The organism is Pseudomonas veronii, from assembly GCF_001439695.1.
Classification (GTDB): Bacteria; Pseudomonadota; Gammaproteobacteria; order Pseudomonadales; family Pseudomonadaceae; genus Aquipseudomonas; species Aquipseudomonas veronii.
Genome location: NZ_JYLL01000001.1, coordinates 147,011 through 159,413, shown reverse-complemented (window position 1 = coordinate 159,413; position 12,403 = coordinate 147,011). Strand labels below are relative to the sequence as shown.

Sequence of the window (12,403 nt, the reverse complement as noted above, 5' to 3'; positions counted from 1 at the left end):
CATGTCCAACCCTCTCGTCATTCCCTGCCCGCACTGCAACGGCCTCAATCGCATCCCCGGCGAACGCCTGGGCGATGCGCCGAAGTGCGGGCGCTGCAAGCAGCCGGTGCTGCTGAACAAACCTTTTGAACTGAAACAGGGCGACTACGCCAGCCAGATCAAGGGCGACCTGCCGTTGCTGGTGGATGTGTGGGCCGATTGGTGTGGGCCGTGCAAGTCGTTCGCACCCATCTTCGAGCAGGCCGCTGCGCAGTTGGAAGGCAAGTGCCGGTTGGCCAAGCTGGACAGCGAGGCCAATCAGCAGTTGTCGGCGCAGTTGGGGATTCGCTCGATTCCCAGCTTGATTCTGTTCAAGAACGGCCGCGAAGTGGCGCGTCAGAGTGGGGCGTTTCCGTTACCGCAGTTGATGAGCTGGTTGCGTAGCCAAGGGGTGTAACTCGACCTTGAGCACAACGCAGGCCAGTGTGGTGCTTTGGGTCAGGCGTTTTCCAGCAGGTTATGCAACTCCACAAACTGCTGCGTCAGCTTGTGCCGTGGGTCCAGGTGGATCAGCGGTTTGTTCTGCTGGTGCGACTCACGCATGCGTACCGAACTCGCCAGGTACACCGGCAGCACCGGCAAGCCTTCGGCAATCAACTCATCGAGCATCTGCTGCGGCAAGCTCGCTCGCGCCTGGAACTGGTTGACCACGATGCCTTCGACTTCCAGGCCTTCGTTGTGGTCTTCCTTCAATTCTTCGATTTCCGCCAGCAGGCCATACAACGCCTGGCGCGAGAAACTGTCGCAATCGAAGGGGATCAACACACGATCAGCAGCAATCAGCGCCGAAACCGCATAAAAATTCAACGCTGGCGGGGTATCCAGGTATATCCGGTCGTAGTCTTCGCTCAGTTCATCCAGCAGCTTTCGCAGCTTGTTGATTTTGTGCTTGGCTTCGAGCTTGGGCTGCAAGTCCGCCAGCTCAGCGGTGGCGGTGATCACGTGAAGGTTGTCGAAGGGCGTTTCGTAGATATCCACCCGGTTTTTCTTGGCGAACGGCCCCGAAGACAGGGTTTGCTTGAAGAACTCGGCAATACCCATCGGTATATCGTCGCCGGTCAGCCCGGTGAGGTACTGAGTAGAGTTGGCTTGTGCATCGAGGTCCACCAACAGGGTTCGGTAACCTTCACTGGCGCTGACCGCCGCCAGGTTGCAGGCGATGCTGGACTTGCCAACCCCGCCTTTTTGATTGAACACCACGCGCCGCATGGAAAAACCTCCGTGTACCAATGAATGCCCGAGTGTAGAGGGCAAAAGCGCCGGTTAGCTACCTCGTTCATCCATGCACTGCTGCATTAATGGTCCGGGCTAGCATCTAACGTACAAATGAAAAGGAACAGTCCGACAATCCAGCTCGGTTCTCAGTAAAGGACAATCTGTAAATCTTCCCCAGCAAATTGTAATCGGCCGTGAACAAATATTTACCAAAGTTTGCTAGAACCCCACAGCACCGGGATAATGCGCGCCATTCGGCTGCTGCTCCCTGTCCCGGTATTCGGGGCCAGTGGCCGCGCATGGAAGCCCGCAGGGGCGGGATATCTTCTCAGTGATCAATTTCAATATCAGCCAATGGCGCGCCTGGGCTCCGGGCCTCGAAAGTGCGGACGACTGGCGCGCCTGGTGCCAGGCGCCAGTGTTGCTACCCGCCAGCGAAGCCTCCCCCGACGTCTCGTTTTTACCGGCCATGCAGCGCCGCCGCCTGAGCCGTCTGGCGCGCATGGCTTTCAGCGTGGGCTGGCCGCTGGCCGAGGGCCTGCAAGACCTGCCGCTGGTGTTCGTTTCCCGCCACGGCGAAACCCCGCGCACCCTCGACATCCTCAGCGACCTGGCCAACGATCAGCCGCTGTCGCCGACTCAGTTCAGCCTGTCGGTGCATAACGCGGTGATTGGCCTGTGGTCGATCCTGCGCAATGAAACCAGCGAAATGACCGCCCTCGCCGCCGCCGGCGATGGCCTGGAACACGGCATGCTCGAAGCAGCGGCCCTGCTCAACGAAGGCGCCCCGGCGGTATTGCTGGTGATCAGCGAGGAACAGCCCCCCGAGGCCTACGCCAACTGGATCCACGACGTGCCCTTCCCCTACGCCCTCGGCCTGTTACTGACGCCGGGCGACGAGTGGCAACTGGAACTGCGCACCGGCACGGTCCAACACACTCACACCCAGTGGCCTCATGCCCTGAACCTGCTACGCACCCTGTTGACCGAACAGGGCGCCTGCCAACACGCCTGGAAGAACCGCGTATGGAACTGGCAACGCAAGCCCTGAACGACAAGCCACGGGACGCCTACTACTGGCGCCTGTTCGCCACCGCCGCCAGCTTCGCGCTGTTTGGCGTCGGCGGGCTGTGCCTGCGCTTACTGGTGTTTCCGTTGCTCAATTGCCTGCCGGGGACTGCCAAGCAGCACCAACGGCGCGCGCGGCATACCATCAGTCGCCTGTTCTGGTTGTTCATTCGGTGGATGCAGCGCCTGGGCATTCTCACGTTCAGCGTCGACGGTGCCGACAAACTCGGGCGCCCCGGCCAGATGATCGTCGCCAACCACCCGTCACTGATCGACGTGGTGTTCCTGATCGGCCTGATGCGCCAGACCAACTGCGTGGTCAAGCAGAGCCTGTTTCAAAACCCGTTCACCCGTGGGCCGGTGCGCGATGCCGGCTACATCAGCAATGACGGCAGCGCGGACATGCTCGACGCCGCCGCCGATGCGCTGCGCGAAGGTCAGACCCTGATCATCTTTCCAGAAGGCACCCGCACCACACCCGGTGCGGCGCCTGCCTTTCATCGCGGCGGCGCCGCGATTGCGTTGCGTGGTGCGACAATCATCACCCCCGTGGTAATCAAGGTCAGCCCGACCACCCTGACCAAGGCCGAACCCTGGTATCGCATTCCCAAACGCCGCTTTCACTTCAGTTTACGGGTGGGTGCCGATATAGAACCACAAGCGTTCGCCGCACTCGGCCCCGCGCCCCAGGCCTCACGCAAGCTCAACGATTACCTGCATCACTATTTTATTAAGGAGCTCGCCGAAGATGAGCAACTCAAACAGCCTTGAGCACGACATAAAGACGCTGATCATCGAGGCCCTGGGCCTGGAAGACATCAGCGTCGACGACATCAACAGCGACCAAACCCTGTTCGGCGAAGGCCTGGGCCTGGACTCAGTCGACGCCCTGGAACTGGGCCTGGCGATCCAGAAAAAGTACGGCTTCAAGATCGATGCCGACGCCAAGGACACCCGCAATCACTTCACCAACGTGGCCAGCCTTGCGGCGTTCGTCACGGCCAAACAGGCAGCTTGAGACCGTACCATGCAAACTCGTGACGATATTTTCAACACCCTGCGCGCTGCCTTGGTGGAACTGTTTGAACTGGAACCTGAACGCATCACCCTCGAAGCCAACCTGTACCAGGACCTGGAAATCGACAGCATCGACGCCGTGGACCTGATCGACCACATCAAACGCCAGACCGGCAAAAAAATCGCCGCCGAAGAGTTCAAGGCTGTGCGTACCGTGAACGACGTGGTTGAGGCGGTGTACCGTCTGGTCCAACCGGCCGCATGAGCCGGCTGATCGGCCTTGGCCTGTTGCTGGCGGGGTTGCTGTACCCTTTCGCGGTGTATTACGGCACCGAGCACTTTGCACCGTGGCAATTCGGCCTGCTGCTCGGCAGCCTGTGGTTGCTGCGTGCGCTCACGGGTGCGCGGCGCCCCGGCAGCCGCTGGATGGCGGTGGCGATCATCCTGTTCTGCTTGGCCCTGGCCTGGTTCGACAACCCGCACCTGCTGCGCTGGTACCCGAGCCTGGTCAGCGCGTTCATGTTGGCGCTGTTCGGCCTGAGCCTGAAATACGGCCCGCCGATGGTCGAGCGCCTGGCACGCATGACCGACCCGCAACTGCCGCCGAAAGCCATTGTGTATACGCGCCAGGTCACCGTGGTGTGGAGCGTGTTTTTTCTGTGTAATGGCCTGCTGGCCGCCGCCCTCACCCTGTGGGCGCCGCTGAGCTGGTGGACGTTGTACAACGGCCTGATCGCCTACGGGCTGATGGGGCTGTTGTTTGCCGTGGAATGGCTGGTACGACAAAGGGTTCGAGGCCGCGTATGAATGGGTTGAAACTTGAGCACCTGCTGCTTGAGCCGTTGGAACAGCGCTTGGTCACCACCGAGCCTGCGATGAATCACGCCCAGCTGTGGGAGCAATCCCTGCGCCTGGCGGCAGGCCTGCACGCGCGCGGTATCCAGCGCGTGGCGGTGCATCTGGAAGACGCCGGCCTGCTGGCGATCGCCCTGCTGGGAGCCTGGCGCGCCGGGGTCGGCGTGTTGCTGCCCGCCGACCTGCAACCGCAGACTCGCCAACGCTGGGCCGACGCCGTCGACACCTGGCTGACCGACGCCGCGGACCTGGACGCGTTGTATCAGGCGCCGTTGAGCCCGGCCGCCCTCGACCTGGATGCGTGCCAATTGAGCCTGTGTACCTCCGGCTCCAGCGGCGAACCCAAGCGCATCGACAAGACCCTGCGCCAGCTGGCCAACGAGGTGCAGGCCCTGGAAACGCTGTGGGGCGCGGACCTCAACGACGCCTGCATCATCGGCAGCGTCGCCACCCAACACATCTACGGCCTGTTGTTCCGCGTGCTGTGGCCGTTGTGCGCCGGCCGCAGCTTCGTGCGCCGCCAGTTGGCCTTCCCGGAGGATTTGCAGCGCGCCAGCCGCGAGCACCCACGGTTCGCCTGGGTCGCCAGCCCGGCGCTGCTCAAGCGGATGGGCGACAACCTCGACTGGCCGGCCCTGAGCCGAGTGTCGCGGGTGTTCTCCTCCGGCGGCGCCCTGCCCATCGACGCGGCCGCCAGCCTGTACGAACGCTTGCAACAATGGCCGACGGAAATCCTCGGCAGCTCGGAAACCGGCGGCATTGCCTGGCGCCAAGGCGCGCAGCCGTGGCAGCCGTTCGCCGGGGTAGAACTGAGCCAGGACGCCGACGGTGCCCTGCGTATTGCCTCGCCGTACCTGCCCGCCGGGCATATCGAACAGACCGCCGACGCCGCCCGCCTGCATGCCGACGGCCGCTTCGAGCTGCTCGGGCGCCTGGATCGCATCGTCAAACTGGAAGAAAAACGTATCTCCCTGCCCATGCTCGAACAGGCCCTGATGGCGCACCCCTGGGTCGCCGAAACGCGCCTGGGCGTGGTCCAGGAAAACCGCGCCAGCCTCGGCGCCCTCGTGGTGCTGAGCGCCGACGGCCTGCATGCCCTGCGCAACCAGGGCCGGCGTACCGTCACGCAAACCCTGCGCCAACACTTGAGCCAGCACTGCGAAGCCCTGGCCTTGCCGCGTCGCTGGCGCTTACTGCGACAGTTGCCGCTGAACAGCCAAGGCAAGCTGCCCCAGGCCGAGATCGAAGCGCTGCTGCTGGCGCCCCGGCCGAAAGCCCCGGAGGTGCTGGAGCAAGTCGAAGCCGATGGCGAATGGACCTTGCAACTGAGCATCCCGCCGGACCTGGCCTACTTCAGCGGCCACTTCCCGGTGACGCCGGTGCTGCCGGGCGTGGTGCAGGTCGAGTGGGCGTTCAACCTCGGCCAGCAACTGCTCGACCTGCCGGCGACCTTTGCCGGCATGGAAGTGCTCAAGTTCCAGCAACTGGTGCGCCCCGGCGACCACGTCGAACTGCACCTGCGCTTCGACCCGCAACGCGGCAAGCTGTATTTCGCCTACCGCAACGGCGTCGCGGCCTGCTCCAGTGGCCGGATTCAACTGGAGCCTGCGCATGCATAACCCCTGCGCCCTGATCCCGGTCTACAACCATGAAACCGCCGTGCCGGCCGTGGTCCACAGCCTGCTCGACAGCGGCCTGCCATGCCTGTTGGTGGACGATGGCAGCAGCCCGGCGTGCGCGGCGGTGCTGGCGCAATTGGCGACCCTCGACAACGTCAGCCTGCTCACCCTGCCGAACAACCAAGGCAAGGGCAGCGCGGTGATGGCCGGCTTTCGCGAAGCGGCGCGCCTGGGCTTCACCCATGCCCTGCAAGTGGACGCCGACGGCCAACATGACCTGCGCGAAGTCGAGAGCTTCATCGACACCTCGCGCCGACACCCCACGGCGGTGATCTGCGGCTACCCCGAATACGACGACAGCGTGCCCAAGGGCCGCCTGTACGCACGCTACCTGACCCACGTGTGGGTGTGGATCAACACCCTGTCGCTGCAGATTCGCGATTCGATGTGCGGCTTTCGCGTGTACCCGCTGGTGCCGACCCTGGCCCTGATGGACTCGGCCTACATCGGCACCCACATGGATTTCGACTCGGACATCCTGGTGCGCCTGGCCTGGCGCAACCAGCCGATGCGCTGGCTGCCGACAAAGGTGCATTACCCCGCCGACGGCCTGTCGCACTTCCGCCTGTTCCGCGACAACGTGCGTATCTCGGCCATGCACACCCGGCTGTTCTTCGGCATGTTGGTGCGCGCACCGATGATTCTGTGGCGACGGTGGCAGGCATGAGCGACAGCAGCAAACACTGGGCCGACCGCGAAGAGCGTGGCAGTTTCTGGTTGATGAAACTCACCGCAGTCGCCGCCAGGCTGCTCGGGCGCCGGCTGTTGAGCCCGCTGCTGTACGGCATCGTGCTGTACTTCTTCCTGTTCGGCCGCACCGCGCGCCAGAGCACCTGGCAATACCAGCAGCGTCTGGCGCAATGGAGCGGCCGCGATGAACTGCGCCCGACCCGGCGCAAAGTCTTCGGCCAGTTCATGGCATTTGCCGATGCGCTGCTGGACAAGCTCGACGTGTGGAACGGCAAGCTGCGCATCGAGCAGATCGAAATCCACGACCCGGCGCAATTGCGCGGCCAACTGCGCGGCGAACGCGGGCAGATGCTGGTGGGCGCGCACCTGGGCAACCTCGAAGTGTGCCGCGCGCTCGCGGAGATCGGCGAAAAAGTCACCATGAACGTGCTGGTCCACACCAAGCACGCCGAACGCTTCAACCGCCTGCTGGGCGAAGCCGGCGCGACCCATTTGCGCCTGATCCAGGTCAGCGAGCTGGACCCGGCGACCATGCTGCTGCTCAGCCAGCGCCTGGACGACGGCGAATGGCTGGCGATTGCCGGCGACCGCGTGCCACTGCACGGCGGGCGCACGGTGCGCGTGGACTTCCTCGGCCATGACGCTGCCTTCCCCCAGGGCCCGTGGCTGCTGGCCGGCCTGCTGAAATGCCCGGTCAACCTGCTGATGTGCCTCAAGCACCAGGGCCGCTATCGCCTGAGCATCGAACCGTTTGCCCAACTGATCGAATGGAAACGCAGCACCCGCGAGCAGGTCATCGCCCTGTGGACCGCACGCTACGCCGCACGCCTGGGCCAGTTCTGCCTGGAAGCGCCCCAACAATGGTTCAACTTTTACCCTTTCTGGAAGACCGATGACGACGCATCTTGAGCCGGTAACGTTTGGCGAACGCGCTTTGCGCATTGAAGACGTATTGGCCCTGGCCAATCGTCAGGCGCCCACGCACTTGCAGGATGATGCCGCGTATCGCCAGCGCATCGCCAAGGGCGCGCAGTTCCTCGACTCGCTGCTGGACAAGGAAGGCGTGATCTACGGCGTGACCACCGGCTATGGCGACTCGTGCGTGGTGGCGGTGCCGTTGCAGCACGTCGAAGCCCTGCCGCGGCACCTGTACACCTTCCACGGTTGCGGCCTGGGCAAGTTGCTCGACGCGCAAGCCACCCGCGCCGTGCTCGCGGCGCGTTTGCAGTCGCTGTGCCACGGCGTGTCCGGGGTGCGCGTGGAACTGCTCGAACGCCTGCACGCGTTCCTCGAACACGACGTGCTGCCGCTGATCCCGGAAGAAGGCTCGGTGGGCGCCAGCGGCGACCTGACGCCGCTGTCCTACGTGGCCGCGACGCTCTCCGGCGAACGCGACGTGCTGTTCCGTGGCGAACGCCGCCAGGCCATCGACGTCCACCGCGAACTGGGCTGGGCGCCGCTGGTCCTGCGGCCCAAGGAAGCCCTCGCACTGATGAACGGCACCGCCGTGATGACCGGCCTCGCCTGCCTGGCCTTCGCCCGCGCCGATTACCTGCTGCAATTGGCCACGCGCATCACCGCGCTGAACGTGGTGGCGCTGCAAGGCAACCCGGAACACTTCGACGAGCGCCTGTTCGCCGCCAAGCCGCACCCGGGGCAGATGCAAGTCGCCGCGTGGTTGCGCCAAGACCTGGCCATCGATGCGCCGACTGCGCCGCTGCACCGTTTGCAGGACCGCTACTCGCTGCGTTGCGCGCCCCATGTTCTCGGCGTGCTGGCCGACAGCCTGAACTGGCTGCGCTCGTTCATCGAGATCGAACTCAACAGCGCCAACGACAACCCGATCATCGACGCCGAAGAAGAGCGCGTGCTGCACGGCGGGCACTTCTACGGCGGGCACATCGCCTTCGCCATGGACAGCCTCAAGACCCTGGTGGCCAACGTCGCCGACCTGCTCGACCGCCAGCTCGCCCTGCTGGTGGACGTGCGTTACAACCACGGCCTGCCGAGCAACCTGTCCGGCGCCCCGGCCGACCGCGCGATGATCAACCACGGCTTCAAGGCAGTGCAGATCGGCACCAGCGCCTGGACCGCCGAAGCGCTGAAGAACACCATGCCGGCCAGCGTGTTTTCACGCTCCACCGAGTGCCACAACCAGGACAAAGTGAGCATGGGCACCATCGCCGCCCGCGATGCGATCCGTGTGCTGGAGCTGACCGAACAGGTCGCCGCCGCCACCCTGCTCGCCGCCAACCAGGGCGTGTGGCTGCGCGCCCAGGCCGCCGAGGCGCGCCCATTGCCGCCGGCGTTGGCAGCGATGCACAGCGAGCTGGCCAAGGACTTCCCGCCGGTGATCGAAGACCGCGCCCTCGAAGGCGAGCTGCGCCTGTGCCTCAAACGCATCGCCGAGCAACACTGGAGGCTGCATGCGTAGCCCGGGCGTGTTGCATTGCGACACTGAAATCCTCGTGCCGTTTTTCGACATCGACACCATGAACGTGGTCTGGCACGGGCACTACGTGAAGTACCTGGAAATCGCCCGCTGCGCCCTGCTCGACAAGATCGGCCATAACTACGCAGCGATGCTCGAGTCGGGCTACGCCTGGCCGGTGATCGACATGCAACTGCGCTATGTGCGCGGCGCCACCTTCGGCCAGACGCTCAACGTGCGCGCCAGCCTGGTGGAGTGGGAGAACCGCTTGAAGGTCAATTACCTGATCACCGACCGTACCAGCGGCGAGCGCCTGACCCGTGCCAGCACGGTACAAGTAGCGGTACAAATCGCCAGCCGCGAGATGCAACTGGCGTCCCCTACCGTCTTCATCGACGCGATCGAAAAGGCCCTGAAATGCTGACCCCTGTAGGAGCGAGCTTGCTCGCGAAGATCGTCAACGATAACGCTGGCCACCTGACACCCCGCGGTGCCCTCAGGTTTTTCGCGAGCAAGCTCGCTCCTACAGTGTTCGCGTTGTTTGGTTTTTCGGCGGCGGCCCATGGGTTCGACTTACAGCAACTGAGTGATCAGTTGGCCAAACCCAGCGTGATCCACGGCAGCTTCATCCAGGAAAAACACCTGCGCGCCCTGCCGCAGCCCTTGGTCAGCAAAGGCACCTTCGTCCTGGCCAAAGACCACGGCCTGCTGTGGCTGCTCAAAACCCCGCTGCAACAGGATTACCGCATCAGTACCCAAGGCATTGCGCGGCGTGACGCCAACGGCTGGCAGACGCTGCCGAACAAGAGCGCCGGGGCCGAGCAGAACCGCCTGTTCCTCGCCGTGCTGCAGGGCGACAGCAGCGGCTTGCAGCGTGACTTCGACCTGCAACTGCAGGGCGAAGCCGAGCAGTGGCAGTTGACGCTGACCCCGCGCTCGCTGCTGCTCAAGCAAGTGTTCAAGCAGATCAATATCGACGGCGGCACGCTGGTCCACAGCATCGAACTGCTGGAAACCCAGGGCGACAGCACCGTGCTGCGCATGCAGGACAGCAGCGCCGACCTTCCCCTGAGCGATGCGGAGCAACACGACTTTGCCCAGTGAGCGTTTATTGCCGCGCCTGTTCCTGACCCTGCTGGTGGCCGTGCTGGCCCTGGCCGGCTGGCAATGGCGCCATGGCGCGCCGTTGTCGGCCAACCTGATGGAACTGGTGCCGGGCAACACGCCGGACGCCCTCGAACTGCAAGCCGAACAGCGCATGCAGGAACCGTTGAACCGCGAAATCCTGGTCCTCGTGGGGCACGCCGACCGCCAGCAAGCGGTCAACGTGGCCGAGCAACTGGGCGCGCGCTGGCAAGCCAGCGGCCTGTTTGAAAAGGTCCAATGGAACCTGCAAGCCGACCTGCCGGCACTGCGCGCGCAATTGTTGCGCGGGCGTTTGTCGATGCTCGCGGCCAAGGACCGCGAGCAACTGATCGACCACCCCGACGCCTTCATCCAGCAGCGCGTGCAAGCGCTGTTCGACCCGTTCACCGGGTTCAGCCTGGTGCCGAGCCAGGACGACTGGCTGGGCCTGACCGGACGCATTCAGAACAGCCAGCCGCAGAGCGGCGCGGTGCAATTGGATATCGGCAGCGGCGCATTGATTGCCGATGCCGACGGCAAGAGCTGGGTGCTGTTGCGTGCGCGCACCACCGGCAATGCCTTCGATATGAAACTGCCGCTGCAGGTCGCGGACCTGCTCCAGGCCAGTCGCGCCCAGGCCACCGAGCACGGTGCGCAACTGCTCGCGGCCAGCGGTTTGCTCTACGCTGCCAGCGGGCAACAGCAAGCCAGCCGCGAAATCACCTGGGTCGGCGGCGGCGCCACCCTCGGCATTCTGCTGCTGTTGCTCCTGGCGTTCCGCCGCTGGCGCGTGCTGCTGGCCTTCGTGCCGGTGCTGGTGGGCATGCTGTTCGGCGCGGTGGCCTGTGTGGCGCTGTTCGGGCATATGCATGTGATGACGCTGGTGCTCGGTTCCAGCCTGATCGGCGTGGCGGTGGACTACCCGCTGCACTATTTGTCGAAAAGCTGGAGCCTGCAGCCGTGGCGCAGTTGGCCGGCGTTGCGCCTGACCCTGCCGGGCCTGAGCCTGAGCCTGGCGACCAGTTGCATCGGTTACCTGGCGCTGGCCTGGACGCCGTTCCCGGCGCTGACCCAGATCGCCGTATTCTCCGCTGCCGGCCTGGTCGGTGCGTACCTGTCGGCCGTGTGCCTGTTGCCGGCGCTGCTCAAGGGTGTCGACCTGCGCCCGGCGCAATGGCCGTTGCACATCGCCGAGCGCCTGTGGCTGATGCGTTCCGGGTTGATCAAGCGCGTGCCGAGCGCGGTGCTGCTGGTGTGGGTGCTGCTGTTTTGCGCCGGCGGCTTGTGGCAGTTGAACAGTAAAAACGATCTGCGCCAGTGGATCGGCGCCCCGCCGCAATTACTGCAGGAAGCCCAGGCCGTGGCGCGGATCACCGGGTTCCAACCCACCAGCCAGTTCTTCCTGGTGCGCGCCGACAATCAGCAGCAGTTGCTGGAACGCCAGGCCGCCCTGGGCCAGCGCCTGGAACAGCTGGTGAATATGGACAAGCTCCAGGGTTATCTGGCGCTGAACCAACTGGTCAACCTGCCCGCCGAGCAACAACAGCTGCGCGAGGCGCTGAATGCACTTCCCGCGCACTGGCAACCGCTGCTCGACCTCGGCGTGCCCGTCGGCGCGCTGCAAGCCGAAGTCGCTCAACTGCAAGCGCTGCCCACCCAAGACATCGACGCTGCACTGCTCGGGCCGCTGGCCGAACCCTGGCGCACGCTGTGGCTGGGCCCGGTCGACGGCGGTGTGGCAGCCATGATCAGCCTGCAAGGCTTGAGCGACCCGGCGCTGCTGCAGGTGCAGGCCGCGGATTTGCCGGGGGTGCAACTGGTGGATCGCCTGGGGGAGTTGAACCGGGTGTTCGCCGCCACGCAGATCAGCGCGGCTGAATTGAAGTTGATGTCGTGCGGGCTGATCGTGCTGTTGCTGATCGTGCCCTTCGGCTTTGGCGGCGCGCTGCGCATCGTCGCCCTGCCGTTGCTGGCCGCGCTGTGCAGCCTGGCCAGCCTCGGTTGGCTGGGCCAGCCGCTGACGCTGTTCAGCCTGTTCGGCCTGCTGCTGGTCACCGCCATCAGCGTCGACTACGCGATCCTGATGCGTGAACAGATCGGCGGGCCTGCGGTCAGCCTATTAGGAACACTGCTGGCGGCACTGACGACCTGGTTGTCGTTCGGCCTGCTGGCGCTGTCGAGTACACCCGCGGTGAGTAATTTCGGCCTGTCGGTCAGCCTGGGCCTGGCCTTCAGCTTTATGCTGGCGCCCTGGGCCGGCCGACAGAAGCACGCCTCATGAATG

Annotated in this window: 14 protein-coding genes; 13 read left to right on the top strand and 1 reads right to left on the bottom strand. The window is 64.6% G+C overall.

Features of this window, described 5'->3' with window-relative positions; translation table 11 throughout:
• Position 1 precedes the first annotated feature (1 nt).
• Positions 2-436 carry a thioredoxin TrxC gene (gene trxC, locus TU80_RS00690; protein ID WP_017849828.1) on the top strand — a complete coding sequence of 145 codons (435 nt, stop codon included), beginning with the start codon at positions 2-4 and terminating at the stop codon, positions 434-436.
• 41 nt (positions 437-477) lie between these two features.
• Here trxC and TU80_RS00685 read toward each other — a convergent pair whose 3' ends face one another.
• Complete coding sequence (locus TU80_RS00685; protein ID WP_017849829.1) at positions 478-1,248, bottom strand: ParA family protein; 771 nt, start codon at positions 1,246-1,248, stop codon at positions 478-480.
• Positions 1,249-1,585: 337 nt separating this feature from the next.
• On the opposite strand from TU80_RS00685, the gene TU80_RS00680 reads away from it, so the two are divergent.
• Genes TU80_RS00680 through TU80_RS00625 form a run of 12 tightly spaced genes read left to right on the top strand, consistent with a single transcriptional unit; the run spans position 1,586 to position 12,400 of the window.
• Positions 1,586-2,305, top strand: coding sequence for a beta-ketoacyl synthase chain length factor (locus tag TU80_RS00680; RefSeq protein ID WP_046384950.1), 720 nt, complete (start codon positions 1,586-1,588; stop codon positions 2,303-2,305).
• A complete protein-coding gene (locus TU80_RS00675) occupies positions 2,281-3,093 on the top strand; it encodes a lysophospholipid acyltransferase family protein (protein WP_017849831.1) in 813 nt (270 codons plus the stop codon). The genes TU80_RS00680 and TU80_RS00675 overlap by 25 nt, the downstream gene beginning before the upstream one ends.
• Positions 3,071-3,340, top strand: a complete 270-nt coding sequence (locus TU80_RS00670; RefSeq protein ID WP_046384951.1) for a phosphopantetheine-binding protein — start codon at positions 3,071-3,073, stop codon at positions 3,338-3,340. The genes TU80_RS00675 and TU80_RS00670 overlap by 23 nt, the downstream gene beginning before the upstream one ends.
• Before the next feature lie 9 nt (positions 3,341-3,349).
• A complete protein-coding gene (locus tag TU80_RS00665) occupies positions 3,350-3,604 on the top strand; it encodes an acyl carrier protein (protein WP_017849833.1) in 255 nt (84 codons plus the stop codon).
• Complete coding sequence (locus TU80_RS00660; RefSeq protein WP_017849834.1) at positions 3,601-4,146, top strand: COG4648 family protein; 546 nt, start codon at positions 3,601-3,603, stop codon at positions 4,144-4,146. Before TU80_RS00665 ends, TU80_RS00660 begins: the two co-directional genes overlap by 4 nt.
• On the top strand, positions 4,143-5,813 hold the full coding sequence (locus TU80_RS00655; RefSeq protein ID WP_057003645.1) for an acyl-CoA synthetase family protein: 1,671 nt from the start codon (positions 4,143-4,145) through the stop codon (positions 5,811-5,813). The genes TU80_RS00660 and TU80_RS00655 overlap by 4 nt, the downstream gene beginning before the upstream one ends.
• Positions 5,806-6,540: a glycosyltransferase family 2 protein gene (locus TU80_RS00650; RefSeq protein WP_046384953.1), complete on the top strand. Its 735-nt coding sequence runs from the start codon at positions 5,806-5,808 to the stop codon at positions 6,538-6,540. The genes TU80_RS00655 and TU80_RS00650 overlap by 8 nt, the downstream gene beginning before the upstream one ends.
• Positions 6,537-7,472, top strand: coding sequence for a lysophospholipid acyltransferase family protein (locus TU80_RS00645; protein ID WP_057003644.1), 936 nt, complete (start codon positions 6,537-6,539; stop codon positions 7,470-7,472). The genes TU80_RS00650 and TU80_RS00645 overlap by 4 nt, the downstream gene beginning before the upstream one ends.
• Entirely contained in the window at positions 7,456-8,997 is a 1,542-nt protein-coding gene (locus tag TU80_RS00640; protein WP_057003643.1) for an HAL/PAL/TAL family ammonia-lyase, read from the top strand. Before TU80_RS00645 ends, TU80_RS00640 begins: the two co-directional genes overlap by 17 nt.
• Positions 8,990-9,418 carry an acyl-CoA thioesterase gene (locus TU80_RS00635; protein ID WP_057003642.1) on the top strand — a complete coding sequence of 143 codons (429 nt, stop codon included), beginning with the start codon at positions 8,990-8,992 and terminating at the stop codon, positions 9,416-9,418. Before TU80_RS00640 ends, TU80_RS00635 begins: the two co-directional genes overlap by 8 nt.
• On the top strand, positions 9,412-10,098 hold the full coding sequence (locus TU80_RS00630) for an outer membrane lipoprotein carrier protein LolA (protein WP_046490798.1): 687 nt from the start codon (positions 9,412-9,414) through the stop codon (positions 10,096-10,098). Before TU80_RS00635 ends, TU80_RS00630 begins: the two co-directional genes overlap by 7 nt.
• A complete protein-coding gene (locus tag TU80_RS00625) occupies positions 10,070-12,400 on the top strand; it encodes an MMPL family transporter (protein ID WP_046384957.1) in 2,331 nt (776 codons plus the stop codon). Before TU80_RS00630 ends, TU80_RS00625 begins: the two co-directional genes overlap by 29 nt.
• Positions 12,401-12,403 lie beyond the last annotated feature (3 nt).